The sequence below is a fragment of the Klebsiella sp. X1-16S-Nf21 genome (assembly GCF_002837615.1).
In the GTDB taxonomy this organism is placed as follows: domain Bacteria; phylum Pseudomonadota; class Gammaproteobacteria; order Enterobacterales; family Enterobacteriaceae; genus Klebsiella; species Klebsiella variicola.
The window spans coordinates 1-13,157 of the sequence record NZ_PJDK01000111.1; the positions used below are offsets into that span (position 1 = coordinate 1).

At 61.1% G+C, this 13,157-nt stretch carries 13 protein-coding genes; 3 read left to right on the forward strand and 10 right to left on the reverse strand.

Features of this window, described 5'->3' with window-relative positions:
- Positions 1-233 precede the first annotated feature (233 nt).
- From CW267_RS28045 to CW267_RS28060, 4 genes are all read right to left on the reverse strand, one after another.
- The gene (locus CW267_RS28045; protein ID WP_008806172.1) at positions 234-1,247 is read right to left on the reverse strand and encodes a HoxN/HupN/NixA family nickel/cobalt transporter; all 1,014 of its coding nucleotides are present in this window, start codon (positions 1,245-1,247) and stop codon (positions 234-236) included.
- Entirely contained in the window at positions 1,244-3,478 is a 2,235-nt protein-coding gene (gene hypF, locus CW267_RS28050; RefSeq protein WP_072122889.1) for a carbamoyltransferase HypF, read from the reverse strand. The genes CW267_RS28045 and hypF overlap by 4 nt, the downstream gene beginning before the upstream one ends.
- An 8-nt stretch (positions 3,479-3,486) precedes the next feature.
- Entirely contained in the window at positions 3,487-4,014 is a 528-nt protein-coding gene (hydN, locus tag CW267_RS28055) for an electron transport protein HydN (protein WP_008806174.1), read from the reverse strand.
- Between the two features lie 135 nt (positions 4,015-4,149).
- Complete coding sequence (locus CW267_RS28060) at positions 4,150-5,163, reverse strand: LacI family DNA-binding transcriptional regulator (RefSeq protein WP_032733685.1); 1,014 nt, start codon at positions 5,161-5,163, stop codon at positions 4,150-4,152.
- 267 nt (positions 5,164-5,430) lie between these two features.
- Between CW267_RS28060 and ascF the strand changes: the two genes are divergently transcribed.
- The 3 genes from ascF (at position 5,431) to CW267_RS28080 (ending at position 8,814) form a co-directional block, all read left to right on the forward strand.
- Positions 5,431-6,873, forward strand: a complete 1,443-nt coding sequence (gene ascF, locus CW267_RS28070) for a PTS cellobiose/arbutin/salicin transporter subunit IIBC (protein ID WP_016161696.1) — start codon at positions 5,431-5,433, stop codon at positions 6,871-6,873.
- Positions 6,874-6,899: 26 nt separating this feature from the next.
- A complete protein-coding gene (locus CW267_RS28075) occupies positions 6,900-8,324 on the forward strand; it encodes a 6-phospho-beta-glucosidase (RefSeq protein WP_008806177.1) in 1,425 nt (474 codons plus the stop codon).
- A gap of 181 nt (positions 8,325-8,505) precedes the next feature.
- Positions 8,506-8,814 (forward strand): SymE family type I addiction module toxin, encoded by a 309-nt coding sequence (locus tag CW267_RS28080; RefSeq protein ID WP_012967361.1) that lies wholly within the window; start codon positions 8,506-8,508, stop codon positions 8,812-8,814.
- Here the strand turns inward: CW267_RS28080 and hycI are convergent.
- The 6 genes from hycI to CW267_RS28110 all read right to left on the reverse strand — a co-directional run.
- Positions 8,811-9,281 carry a hydrogenase maturation peptidase HycI gene (gene hycI / locus CW267_RS28085; RefSeq protein ID WP_008806179.1) on the reverse strand — a complete coding sequence of 157 codons (471 nt, stop codon included), beginning with the start codon at positions 9,279-9,281 and terminating at the stop codon, positions 8,811-8,813. The two genes, CW267_RS28080 and hycI, sit on opposite strands and share 4 nt — an antisense overlap.
- On the reverse strand, positions 9,274-9,684 hold the full coding sequence (locus CW267_RS28090; RefSeq protein WP_016161698.1) for a formate hydrogenlyase maturation HycH family protein: 411 nt from the start codon (positions 9,682-9,684) through the stop codon (positions 9,274-9,276). The genes hycI and CW267_RS28090 overlap by 8 nt, the downstream gene beginning before the upstream one ends.
- Entirely contained in the window at positions 9,681-10,448 is a 768-nt protein-coding gene (locus CW267_RS28095; protein WP_002914891.1) for an NADH-quinone oxidoreductase subunit B family protein, read from the reverse strand. Before CW267_RS28095 ends, CW267_RS28090 begins: the two co-directional genes overlap by 4 nt.
- Positions 10,448-10,990 (reverse strand): formate hydrogenlyase complex iron-sulfur subunit, encoded by a 543-nt coding sequence (locus CW267_RS28100; protein ID WP_032731138.1) that lies wholly within the window; start codon positions 10,988-10,990, stop codon positions 10,448-10,450. The genes CW267_RS28095 and CW267_RS28100 overlap by 1 nt, the downstream gene beginning before the upstream one ends.
- Before the next feature lie 9 nt (positions 10,991-10,999).
- Entirely contained in the window at positions 11,000-12,709 is a 1,710-nt protein-coding gene (hycE, locus tag CW267_RS28105; RefSeq protein WP_004151044.1) for a formate hydrogenlyase subunit HycE, read from the reverse strand.
- A 16-nt stretch (positions 12,710-12,725) separates the two neighbouring features.
- Positions 12,726-13,157, reverse strand: a 432-nt coding sequence (locus CW267_RS28110) for an NADH-quinone oxidoreductase subunit H (RefSeq protein WP_206054967.1), incomplete at its 5' end; no start/stop codon positions are given.

Here is a 13,157-nt window from a genome sequence, read left to right on the forward strand (position 1 = left end):
ACGAATGGTTTAAATGATGTAAATAAGACGTGAATCACAGATGCTTCGGGTCGTTAAAACGAGGGAAAATGAAGATTTGATAAAAAATAATAATTTTTCAATGAGTTAAGTAATTGAGATTATTGACGCAGAGCGATGCCTCACCAGGACCTGGGTCAGCCTGCGCAGAGCAGCGCCGCCGGGCAGGTAGGGTAGCCCGGCTTAGCGCAGCGCAAGCCGGGAAAATGCTGCAGCTAACGCGCCAGATTGTCGTAGCCGCGCCAGCGGTAGTTAAGCACCGACAGCGCCCAACAGGCGACAAACAACCCGACCACCACAAATCCGGCATCGCCAAGGTTATCGTTTAACATCCCCACCCAGCGCCATATCCCGCCACTGAGCGCAAACTTATCCATTAGCAGGCCCAGCGCTTCCAGGCCGCCGATAAACAGCGCCACCACCACCGAGGTGCCGGTGATGGTCATATTGTAATAGAGCTTGCGCTGCGGTTTGCTGAACGCCCAGCCGTAGGCGCCGACCATCAGCACGTTATCGAGGGTATCCACCAGCGCCATACCACTGGCGAACAGCGCCGGGAAGACCATAATCGACCAGACGGAAATCCCGCTCGACGCGCCGGCGGCGGAGATACCCAGCACGCCGATTTCGGTAGCGGTATCAAAACCGAGGCCGAACAGGAAGCCGACCAGGTACATCTGCCAGCTGCGGCTGACCAGACGGAAGGTTTTACCAAACAGCCAGCTCATCACCCCGCCGCCGCTGACGATTTCGTCGCTCACCTTCTCACCGCGCTTCCACGCCCGAAAGCTGCGCCACACGCTGCGTAAAATCACCAGGTTGATAAAGGCCATCGCCAGTAAAAACAGGGCCGACACGGCGGTGCCGATGACGCTACCGGTGTCATGCAGCCAGCTCATCTGCGCGCTGAAGGCCGTGGCGGTCGCGGCAATCGCCGCCGAGGCCAGCACCACAATCGATGAGTGGCCCAGCGAGAACCAGGCCCCGACAGCGAATGGCCGCCGCCCCTGCTGCATCATCTTGCGGGTCACGTTATCAATCGCCGCGATGTGGTCGGCATCCACCGCGTGGCGCAGGCCGTAGCCCCAGGCCAGCAGGCTGGCGGCCATCAGCGCGCCGCTGTCGCCAAAGGCCTGCAGCGCCCAGCACCAGGCCAGTAAGTTTGCCGCGATCAACCCCAACACCAGTCCCGCAGCGCGCGGCTGCTGGCGTAAAACTGTCATTATCATTGTTGTGTTCCTTGAGCCTGCCCGCGGGCGGCGGCGATCACCGCCTGACCATATGCGATTGCGCCGTCGCCGGCCGGCAACTGCTGCGCCAACAGCAGAGTAAAATCCGCCAGATAAAAGGTCAATCGCGCCGCCAGCAGGCGGTTATGCAGCACCCCGCCGGTGCAAACTATCGTGTCGATGCCGCGAGCGGTGGCGCAGTCGCAGGCCATCGCCGCCAGCCCACAGGCCAGGGCGTCATGGAAGGCCCAGGCTTTCTGCGCCGGGGTCGCCTGCCAGTTCAGCCACCGTCGCCAGAAGGTTGCTAAGTCCAGCGCGTCGTCGCGCCACGGCAGCGTAACCGGGTGGCTGACGCCGGGGCAGCTGGCGGCCAGCGCCTCCAGCCGACAGGCTGCTTCGCCTTCATAGCTCAGGCTCTCCGGCGCACAATCCAGCGCACAGGCGACGGCATCAAACAGCCGTCCGCAGGACGAGGCGCGCGGCGCGTTAATGCCGCGATCGATGGCCTGCGCCAGCAGCGGCCAGTTGCGCTGGCGGAGGGGGGCGGTCTGCGGATAATCCTGCCAGTCAGGGACAAAGGCCAGGCACTGAGCCAGCAGATTTCGCCACGGCTGGCGCGCCGCCAGGTCACCGCCCGGCAGCGCGACGGCCGGCAACCCGCCAAGATGTTCGCACTGGCGATAGTTAACCCGCAGGCACTCCCCGCCCCACAGCGCGCCGTTCTCCCCCATGCCGATGCCGTCGAGGGTCAGGGCGATAACGTCGCCGCCGTCAAGCGGCCAGCGGTGCTCGGCCAGGCACGCCGCAGCATGAGCATGGTGATGCAGCACCGTCTCCACCGGCAGCGACAGGGACGCCGCCCACTGCGTTGAACGATAGCCGGGATGGGCATCAACCACCACCCGCTGCGGCACAAACGCGTAAATGCTTTGCATCAGTTGCAGGGTGCTGCGCCACTGCTGTTCAACGCCTTCCTCGCCAAGATCGCCAAAGTGCTGGCTCAGCAGCGCTTCGCTGCCGCGCGCCAGGCAGAAGGTATTTTTCATATCCGCGCCGAGAGCCAGCAGCGGCGGGATGTCTCGTAGCCCCGGCGGCAGCGGCAGCGCATCCGGGACGTAGCCCCGGGCGCGGCGCAGCATTTCACCGCTTGACCGCACCAGCGAATCATCCATTCGCTGCAGGATGTCGCGATTATGCAAGAGAAAGCCGTCGGCAATGTCGGCTAAGTCGTTGAGCGCCTGAGCATTACTTAACGCCGGCGGACGGCCGCTAAGGTTGCCGGAGGTCATGACGATGGGGCGCGCCAGGGCCTGCAGAAGCAAATGCTGCAGCGGATTAGACGGCAGCATCACCCCTACTTCCGCAAGTCCTGGCGCAATCTTGTCACACAGGCCGGAGACCTGCGCTTTAGCAATCAGTACGATGGGCGCCGCCGGGGAGCCCATCAGCGCCGCGGCGTCGGCGGGTAAGCCCGCCGCTGACGGCAACATTACCGCCAGCGGTTTCGCCGGACGGTGTTTCCTCGCCCGCAGCGTGGCAACGGCAGCGGGATTACCGGCATCGCAGGCCAAATGAAAGCCGCCGATGCCTTTTATCGCCACGATGTCGCCTGCCGCCAGCCGCGTGATGGCCGCCTGCAGCGCCGCCTCGCTGTTCAGCGTTTCCCCCTCTGCCCGCCATTCCAGCCGCGGCCCGCAGTCGGGGCAGGCCACCGGCTGGGCGTGAAAACGGCGATCCGCAGGATCGCGGAACTCCGCCTCACAAGGGGAACAGAGCGGGAACGGCGCCATTGCGGTGAAAGGCCGGTCGTAGGGCATGGCGCGGATAATGGTTAACCGCGGCCCGCAGTGGGTGCAGTTGATAAAGGGGTAGCGGTAGCGGCGCGCCCGGGGATCGTTCATCTCCGCGAGGCACGCCGGACAGGTCGCGGCATCGGGCACGATCTGAGTGCGCATGCATCCCGCCCCGCTCTCGCGGATGGTGAAATCCTTCGGCGTGGCCGTCCAGCAATAAGGGGTGCAGTCGGTGCTGTCGATACGCGCCAGCGGCGGGCAGTGGTCAGCCAGAGCGGCAGTAAAACCATCGTCGCCCCCGGCCAGCCGCACGAGGACGCCGTCACCGTCATTACAGACATCGCCGCAGCGGGCCTGCGTCCGGGCCAGCTGCCAGACAAAGGGGCGGAACCCCACCCCCTGCACTTTACCGCGAATGCGGATTTGCACCCCGTTCATGCCACGACTTACCAGGCCAGCGCCGTACGGCGACGTTTCTCGATATTCATCTGCTCGAGTTTATTGCGGTCAACGCACACCAGGGCGTGCGTCGGGCAGACTTCCATGCAGGCCGGGCCGCTCTCGCGGTGGAAGCAGAGGTCGCACTTGTTGGCTTCGGCTTTTTCCGCCACGACGTTCAGTCCGGCACCGCTATGGCGGATCACCGGGCGCACCACCACCTCCATCGCCCCGTACGGGCAGGCAACAACGCAGGTTTTGCAGCCGATGCAGCGCTCCTGCATCACATGGACAAAGCCTTTATCGCGGCTAATGGCGCCGTTCGGGCAGACGTTGGCGCAGGGGGCGTCTTCACACTGACGGCAGGCGGTCGCCGTGGAGACATTGACCCCTTTGATCACGTGAATACGCGGTTGAAAGGTGTGAGGCGTCAGGGCGGCGCAATCCTGATGTTCCTGATGGGACACCACGCAGGCCACTTCGCAAGTGCGACAGCCGATACATTTGCTCGCATCGGCGATAATGAAACGGTTCATCCATTTCTCCAGCAGTAAGAAGGTTAGGCGCCGGAGTATGCATAATACGTTCCAGTTTTTATATCATTGATAGTTAAGAGAATTAAATCGAATATTTGCTGTCATCGTCAGTAGTGACGATGACAGCTGACGACGTCAGGCACAGGGACCCGCCACCAGTGAATCACGCTCAATTAACGCCCCGGGGAAGCTCTGCTGAAAGTTGAACTCCCCACCATCCAGCATAAATATCAGCCGATTGATGCTCTCTTTAATCATCTCCGTCACCGGTACCCGAACGCTGGCGAGCGACGGCACCATATACGGCGCCAGCACAATATCATCAAACCCCACCACCGAGACCTGATCCGGAACCTTAACGCCCAGCTGGTGAAGCTGCTTCATCGCTCCGATCGCCATATCGTCATTGCTCGCCACCAGCGCGCTGTAGGTCACCCCGCGCTGACGCAGGATCTCCACCGCCGCCGCGCCGGTTTCCGGCGTCCAGCGCCCCTCCGCGATGAGCGCCTCGTTCAGGGCGACGCCATGGCCAGCCAGCGCGTCTTTGTAGCCGGCAAGGCGTTCGACGCCGGTGGGTGAGTCAAGGGAGCCGGTAATAAAGGCGATATCGCGATGGCCAAGCGCAATCAGCCGCTCCACCACCCGCATCGCCGAGGCTTTTTGATCGGACCAGACACAGTGGCTGGCGTGGCGACGCAGGCGGCGGTTAAGCACCATGATCGGCTGCGAGTGGTTCTCAACGATCTCGTCCATCTCGTCAACGGTGAGAAAGCGCGGGTAGATGATGATCGCATCGCAGCGCAGATCCAGCAGGTACTGGATCGCCTCCCGCTCCTCTTGCGCGCTGTGCTTGCCGTCGGCCAGGATCAGCTGTCGTCCCTTGTCTTCCGTCATCCGCGCCACGTGATACAGCAGCTCGCTGAAATAGACGCCGTGGTACAGGGTGTTGGTCACCACCAGGCCCAGGGTTTGCGTCGTTTTAGTCGCCAGGTTGCGCGCCAGCAGATTAGGCCGGTAGCCGCTCTCCGCCACCGCCTTAAACACCCGGTCTTTGGTCTCCTGACTGACATAGCCGTTGCCCGACAGTACCCGCGAAACGGTTGCCTTCGATACCCCCGCGCGCTTTGCGACCTCCAGCATCGTTGCCATGTGATTCTTCCTGTTGCAAAAGTTGCAGGCAGTGTACTGCACGTTTCCCGCTTTTACAGCATTCCCCTGTTCACCACCGCGATCCGGCTCACGGCGACGCTTCGCGATCAAAATCACAAAATTGAGATCATCTTTTTTTATTCCTTGTGCAATCAAATGAAACTCACCATGATTTTGTGGAACCGGTTTCCTATATAAACATGGTATCGCCCGGCGATGCGGCGCGGTAGCAGATCAGTACCCTATTGATAAACAGGATAAAATCCGATGTCGAAAAATTATGCAGCCCTGGCGCAACAGATAGTCGCGGCAATCGGCGGAGTCGATAACGTCGCCGCCGTGACCCACTGCATGACCCGTCTGCGCTTCGTGGTCAAAGACGACGAAAAGGTCGATAGCCCCACCCTGAAAGGCCTGACCGGGGTACTCGGCGTTGTGCGCAGCGATAACCAGTGCCAGGTGATCATCGGCAATACCGTTTCCCAGGCCTACCGCGAGGTGGTGAATCTGCTGCCTGGCGACCTGCGCCCGGCTGAGCCGCAGGGCAAAGCGCCGCTAACCCTGAAACGCATCGGCGCCGGGATCCTTGACGCGCTGATCGGCACCATGTCGCCGCTGATCCCGGCGATTATCGGCGGATCGATGGTCAAGCTGCTGGCAATGATCCTCGAGATGAGCGGCGCGTTGCCGAAAGGCTCACCGACGCTGACCCTCCTGACGCTTATCGGCGACGGCGCGTTTTTCTTCCTGCCGCTGATGGTGGCCGCCTCCGCGGCGGTGAAATTCAAAACCAATATGTCGCTGGCTATCGCCATCGCCGGGGTGCTGGTGCATCCCGGGTTTATCGAATTGATGGCCAAAGCCGCCCAGGGCGAACACGTTGAATTCGCCTTTATTCCGGTTACCGCGGTGAAATACACCTATACAGTGATCCCGGCGCTGGTGATGACCTGGTGCCTGTCGTATATCGAGCGCTGGGTGGATCGCATTACCCCGGCGGTGACGAAAAACTTCCTTAAGCCGATGCTGATCGTGCTGATCGCCGCCCCGCTGGCGATCCTGCTGATTGGCCCGCTGGGCATCTGGATCGGTAGCGCCATTTCCGCGCTGGTGTATACGATCCACAGCTATCTCGGCTGGCTGTCGGTGGCGATCATGGGCGGGCTGTGGCCACTGCTGGTGATGACCGGGATGCACCGCGTCTTTACGCCAACCATCATTCAGACCATCGCCGAAACCGGCAAAGAGGGCATGGTGATGCCATCGGAGATCGGCGCCAACCTGTCGCTGGGCGGATCGTCGCTGGCGGTGGCGTGGAAAACCAAAAACCCGGAGCTGCGCCAGACGGCGCTGGCCGCCGCGGCATCGGCGATTCTGGCCGGGATTTCCGAACCGGCGCTGTACGGCGTGGCGGTGCGCCTGAAGCGCCCGCTGATCGCCAGCTTAATCAGCGGCTTTATCTGCGGCGCGGTGGCGGGAATCGCCGGTCTGGCCAGCCATTCGATGGCGGCGCCAGGGCTGTTTACCAGCGTGCAGTTTTTCGATCCAGCCAATCCGATGACTATCGTCTGGGTATTTGGCGTGATGGCGCTGTCGGTGGTGCTGTCGTTTGCCCTGACGCTGATCCTCGGCTTTGAAGATATTCCCGTTGAACAGGCCGCTGCCGACGCCAGAGCGCGCCAGGCCCGGGCCCAGGCATCCCACGCCTGAACACACAATTGATAATGAGGTAATGCATGGCGAGTTTCCCACAGGGATTTTTATGGGGCGGCGCACTGGCCGCCAACCAGTCTGAAGGCGCTTATCTTGAAGGCGGTAAGGGGCTGACCACCGTGGATACCCTCCCCCACGGCGCTCACCGCCTGCCGGTAAAATTAGGCCTGGAGAAGCGCTTTACGCTGCGTGAAGACGAATTTTACCCCAGCCATGAGGCGATCGATTTTTACCATCGCTATAAAGAAGATGTTGCCCTGATGGCCGAGATGGGGTTCAGCGTCTTTCGCACCTCCATCGCCTGGAGCCGCCTGTTCCCGCGCGGCGACGAGCAGCAGCCGAATCCGCAGGGCATCGCCTTCTATCGCTCACTGTTTGAGGAGTGCAAAAAGCACGGTATCGAGCCGCTGGTCACGCTGTGTCATTTCGACGTGCCGATGCATCTGGTGATGGAGTACGGCTCCTGGCGCAACCGCAAAATGGTGGATTTTTTCAGCCACTACGCCCGCACCTGCTTTGAAGCTTTTGACGGTCTGGTGAAATACTGGCTCACCTTCAATGAAATCAACATCATGCTGCACAGCCCCTACTCCGGCGCCGGGCTGGTGTTTGAAGAGGGTGAAAATCAGGAGCAGGTGAAGTACCAGGCCGCGCATCACGAGCTGGTGGCCAGCGCGCTGGCGACAAAAATCGCCCATGAGATTAACCCGCAAAATCAGGTCGGCTGCATGCTGGCGGGCGGCAATTTCTATCCTTACTCCTGCAAGCCGGAAGATGTGTGGATGGCGCTGGAGAAGGACCGCGAAAATCTGTTCTTTATCGACGTCCAGGCGCGCGGCGCCTATCCGGTGTGGGCCGCGCGGGTGTTCCGGGAAAAAGGGGTCACGATTGCGAAACAGCCGGGCGATGACGAGATCCTCAAAAACACCGTCGATTTCGTCTCCTTTAGCTACTATGCGTCGCGCTGCGCCTCGGCGGAGATGAACGCCAGCAACACCAATGCCGCCAATATCGTCAAGTCGCTGAAGAACCCGCACATCCCGGCCAGCGAATGGGGCTGGGGCATCGACCCGCTGGGCCTGCGTATCACCATGAACATGATGTACGACCGCTATCAGAAACCGCTGTTCCTGGTGGAAAACGGGCTTGGCGCCCGCGATGAGATCGATGCCAATGGCGACATCAATGACGACTATCGCATCAGCTACCTGCGCGAGCACATCAGGGCAATGCGCGACGCTATCGGCGACGGTATTCCGGTGCTGGGCTACACCAGCTGGGGCTGCATCGATCTGGTCTCGGCGTCAACCGGCGAGATGAGCAAGCGCTACGGCTTTGTCTATGTCGATCGCGACGATGCCGGCAACGGCACCCTGGCGCGTAAGCGTAAAAAGTCATTCTTCTGGTACCAGAAGGTGATAGCCAGCAACGGCGCCGATCTCGACTAAGCGTCCTCGCCCACGCGCGCCCATTCCCCGCGATAAACGGGGGACGGGCGTCTGCTTTCTGTTGCATCTATTACATGCTTTTTTCTCGAGCCTGATTCCAGTTTCTGGTTTGCCTCCTGTTCACAATAACTGGTATTTTATCCAGTACTTTTACAGGGGTATCTTCAGCAAGGAGCACATCATGAGCGCACAGCACACTACCGCAGCCAGAGGGATAGCCAGGGCCATTCGCCAGTTAACCGTGGGATATGTCAGAAAACGCCATGAAGACCGCAAAACGCGGGAGACGCGGCGCTACACCCGCCACGCAGCCCTGAACCTGAACGGCGACTGGCTGGAGCAGGCGGGGTTTCCGGTCGGCACGCAGGTCAGAGTCTCGGTGTCGCCCGGGAAATTAGTGATAGAGAATCTTGAGCTGGCGCCGCCGGGAACGGGGCTCCCGGCAGGTCAGTCGTGCGCCGGCGGAGAGCCCGGTTCGCCGCTGGGTTAATCGTCTTCAGCCTCCAGCCGGGCAAAGCCGCCCTGGCCCTGCCAGTCTGCCAGCTGCTGGTACACCCGGGCAACAGCTTCTTTTACCGGCTGGGTCATCGGATAATAAAAACCGACGATATCCGGCTGAATGCCGAGGAAAATCACCTCGCCGACGTCCTCTTTCAACTGATCGACCAGATAGTTGAGCGGCATGTTATGGGTGGTCATCATAAACATCTCGGCGATGTCGTCGGGGTCGATGACGCGAATGTCGCCGGGGTTGAGGCCCATATCGGTGGCATCGACAATCAGCAGGCGTTCGGGGCGTAATTCGCGGATCGCCACGATGTCGTTTTCCGGCGCGCTGCCGCCGTCGATGACCACCCACTGGCCGGCCGGGTTCGCCGCGCACATCTCCGCCAGCAGCGGGCCGGCACCGTCGTCGCCCATCATGCTGTTGCCAACACAGAGTAAAACGTCAGTCACGTAATCTCCTCACCATCAGATAGATGGCGCTCTCCTGGTGAATATCATGCAGCATGCTGAGCATCGTTTTACTCCACGCCTGCTGCTGCGGGGTCTGCGCGGACTGCGCTTTATCAAAGGCGTTGGCCAGCATCGCCACATGGCTGCTGTCGATGACGATTTCGCCATACTTCGGCACGCCCTCCATTTTGCGCCGCGCGGCGCTCCCGGCCTCAAGGGTGGCGATCCATGCCAGATACGCCTCCCACGGGCAGCTCAGCGCCGCCTCGAGACAGTCGATGACGCCGAGGTGGTGGCCAATCGCCAGGCTGTAATAGACCACCTGCTGCGCCTGATCCGGCGTGGCGTCGTTCTCATCAATAAATTTACGGCTCAGCTGACTGAACACCACCGTCTCGCTCATCGGATACGCGCCCCCTCGACCACCTGGTTGAGATGGGTGACGATCTCGGTCAGACGCGGATCTTTCTCCGCCTCCAGCCAGCGCAGCACCTGGCTGTCGCCCTGGCCGAGCAGACGCATATAGTCGTCAGCAATCTGCCGGCCATAGCGATAGCCCGCCAGACGCCGCGCTTCGCGATCGATGCGCACCCGCAGGGGCTGCACCATATCGGCATGCAGCAGCTCGGTCGGCTGTTCGTCGAGTTCGCCTGGCAGACGAGCATGGATTTTCTGCTCCAGCAGGCCGAGCGCCATAGCAAAGCCGTACAGGGTGGCGGCGGGCGTCGGCGGGCAGCCCGGAATATAGACATCGACCGGTACGATTTTATCGGTACCGCCCCAGACACAGTACAGGTCGTGGAAGATGCCGCCGCTGTTGCCGCAGGCGCCGTAGGAGATACAGATCTTCGGATCCGGCGCCGACTGCCAGGCGCGCAGCGCCGGGGAGCGCATGGCGCGGGTCACCGCCCCGGTAAACAGCAGGATATCGGCATGGCGTGGCGAAGGCACCACCTTGATCCCGAAGCGTTCAGCGTCGAACAGCGGCGAAAGGGTGGCGAAGATTTCAATTTCGCAACCGTTGCAGCCGCCGCAGTCGACGCGGTAGACGTAGGCCGAACGTTTAATCTTCTTCAGCAGCGAGGCCTTCATGCTGGCGATGGATTCATCCACCGTCATCGGCACGGGAATGCCGTTTTCATCGCGCGGGCCAAGTAAAGTACTCATCAGCTGGCCTCCCTCATATGGCGGGTTAGTTCAATACGATCGGACGGCACCAGGCATTTCTGGCGCTTGCATTCCGGGCAGGTTTCGAAGCTTTCGCGGTGCAGCTCGGCGCGGGTATCGCCGTTATGCTTGAGCAGCGCGATGGCGTAGTCGATCTCCTTCTGCACCGCGAACGGACGCTGGCACTCCCGGCAGTGGCAGATAGCGAAGCGCGACTGCTGGAGGAAATCCTCTTTCTTCCACACCGCCAGCTCATACTCCGGCGACAGCTTAATCGCCGCCGTCGGGCACACCTCTTCACAGCGGCCGCAGAAGATGCAGCGCCCGAGGTTAAACTGCCACGCCAGCTGTTTAGTGGTCAGATCGGTCTCGACCGTCAGGGCGTTCGACGGGCAGGCGTTCACGCAGGCCGCGCAGCCGATACACTGCTGCGGCGTATGCTCCGGCTTGCCGCGAAAGTTTTTGTCTACCGGCATCGGTTCCAGCGGGTAGGCGTGCGTCGCGGTGCCGGTCTTAATAACTTTTTTAATAAAGGTAAACATGGCGATTCCTTATTTCAGCGGCGAGTTTTTACGCTCGATGCTGTAGCGCTCCAGCTCTTTGTACGGCACCACTTTGCTCTTCTTCTTGCGTACGTCGACAACGGTCATGCGGTCGGTACAGGAGTAGCACGGGTCGAGGCTGCCGATGATCAGCGGCGCATCGGAAACGGTGTTGCCGCGCAGCATATAGCGCAGGGTCGGCCAGTTGGCATAGGTCGCCGCCCGGCAGCGCCAGCGGTACAGTTTCTGGTTGTCGCCGGTCATGCTCCAGTGGATATCGTCGCCGCGCGGCGCCTCGGAGAAGCCCAGTGCGAAGCGGTGCGGAATATAGGTGAACCCTTCCACCATCAGCGGGCCGCCCGGCAGGTTATCGAGACCGAAATCAATCATATTCAGCGCGGTATAAACCTCGTTGATCCGCACCTTGAGGCGAGATATCACGTCGCAACCCTGCTCGCTGTGGACTTCCATCGGCAGCAGGCCGTAGCCGACAAACGGGTGGTCGGCGCGGGTGTCGCGGGCGTGGCCGCTGGCGCGCACCATCGGGCCGACGTTACTAAAGTCGCGGGCGATTTCCGGATCCAGACGGCCAATACCGACGGTACGCTGTTCCATATTCGGCGTGCTGAGCAGCATATCCACCAGCTCCTGCACGTCGCGGCGCATCTGCTGCGCCAGCTGACGGGTCTGGATCATGTCCTCTTTCAGCAGGTCGCGGCGGATCCCGCCGATCAGGTTCAGGCCGTAGGTTTTACGCGCGCCGGTGAGAATTTCCGCCATCTTCATTGAGGTTTCGCGCACGCGGAAGAACTGCATAAAGCCGGAGTCAAAGCCGGTAAAGTGGCAGGCCAGACCGAGGTTCAGCAGGTGCGAGTGCAGGCGTTCCACCTCCAGCAGAATGGCGCGGATCATCTGCGCCCGCTCCGGCACCACGATGCCCATCGCGTTCTCCACCGAGGTGGTGTAAGCGGTACTGTGGGCGAAGCCGCAGATGCCGCACACCCGGTCCGACAGGAAGGTCACTTCGTTATAGCCCATGCGGGTTTCCGCCAGCTTTTCCATCCCGCGATGGACGTAGAACAGGCGGTAGTCGGCATCGATAATGTTCTCGCCGTCAACGAACAGGCGGAAGTGGCCAGGTTCATCAGAGGTGACGTGCAGCGGGCCGATCGGCACCACGTTGTTTTTCTTGCTGCCGAGCTCGTTAATGAACTCGTAAGTTTCCGCGTCGGTGGTCGGCGCCGGACGCTGGCGATAGTCCATGCTGTCTTTGCGCAGCGGATAGAGTTCGTCCGGCCAGTCGTCCGGTAGCACCAGACGACGTTCGTCCGGCAGACCGACCGGCACCAGGCCGTACATATCGCGCACTTCGCGCTCGCCCCACACCGCCGCCGGGACGCGCGGCGTCACCGACGGGTATTCCGGTTTGTTGGCGTCCACTTCCACACGCACGGTGATCCAGCATTTGGTGCCCTGCTCCATCGACAGCACGTAATAGACCGCGTAGTGGCCGTTGAGCTTACGTTCATCGTTGCCGAACAGCACCGACAGCCAGCCACCCTGCTGGTAGTAGAGAAACTCCACCACTTCCGGCAGGTAGTTGACCTTCACGGTGATAGTTAACTGGTCTTTGGTCTGCCAGGCTTCGTCCAGCACCACGCCCGGAAAGGCCTGGTGCAGCGCCGCAAGATAGTGTTGACCGATTTTTTCTTCAGACATGCTCAAACTCTCTTAATCACGCCACCAGCAAGGAGACGAAAGCTAAAAAGGCGAAACCAAACCCGGCCCAGGTGACGCGGGAGGTGGCACAAAAACGCAGACGCGCCATGCTGTTTTCAAACAACGCGATAATCAGCACCCCGACTACCAGCTTGACGACAGCGACCACCAGCGCCAACAGCAGGCCGCCGACGCTGAAGCTGGTCATCTGGCCCCACGGGAAAAAGACCCCAACAAACATCTGCAGCACCACCAGCTGTTTGAGGCTGATGCCCCACTTCAGGATGCCAAAGCCGCTGCCGCTGTATTCCGACAGGGGGCCCTCCTGCAGCTCCTGCTCCGCTTCCGCCAGATCGAACGGCAGTTTGCCCATCTCGATAAAGGTGGCGAAGGCGCAGGCGCACAGCGCCAGAATCAGTGGAATGCTGTGCGCCGCCGGCCAGTGGTA

What these genes read in the sequence shown, in the direction of transcription:
- hypF (WP_072122889.1), bottom strand. Translation starts at nt 3,478, where the DNA reads ATGAACGGGGTGCAAATCCGCATTCGCGGTAAAGTGCAGGGGGTGGGG.
- CW267_RS28095 (WP_002914891.1), bottom strand. Translation starts at nt 10,448, where the DNA reads ATGAGTACTTTACTTGGCCCGCGCGATGAAAACGGCATTCCCGTGCCG.
- CW267_RS28060 (WP_032733685.1), bottom strand. Translation starts at nt 5,163, where the DNA reads ATGGCAACGATGCTGGAGGTCGCAAAGCGCGCGGGGGTATCGAAGGCA.
- CW267_RS28045 (WP_008806172.1), bottom strand. Translation starts at nt 1,247, where the DNA reads ATGATAATGACAGTTTTACGCCAGCAGCCGCGCGCTGCGGGACTGGTG.
- hydN (WP_008806174.1), bottom strand. Translation starts at nt 4,014, where the DNA reads ATGAACCGTTTCATTATCGCCGATGCGAGCAAATGTATCGGCTGTCGC.
- CW267_RS28080 (WP_012967361.1), top strand. Translation starts at nt 8,506, where the DNA reads ATGAGCGCACAGCACACTACCGCAGCCAGAGGGATAGCCAGGGCCATT.
- hycE (WP_004151044.1), bottom strand. Translation starts at nt 12,709, where the DNA reads ATGTCTGAAGAAAAAATCGGTCAACACTATCTTGCGGCGCTGCACCAG.
- CW267_RS28090 (WP_016161698.1), bottom strand. Translation starts at nt 9,684, where the DNA reads ATGAGCGAGACGGTGGTGTTCAGTCAGCTGAGCCGTAAATTTATTGAT.
- ascF (WP_016161696.1), top strand. Translation starts at nt 5,431, where the DNA reads ATGTCGAAAAATTATGCAGCCCTGGCGCAACAGATAGTCGCGGCAATC.
- CW267_RS28075 (WP_008806177.1), top strand. Translation starts at nt 6,900, where the DNA reads ATGGCGAGTTTCCCACAGGGATTTTTATGGGGCGGCGCACTGGCCGCC.
- CW267_RS28100 (WP_032731138.1), bottom strand. Translation starts at nt 10,990, where the DNA reads ATGTTTACCTTTATTAAAAAAGTTATTAAGACCGGCACCGCGACGCAC.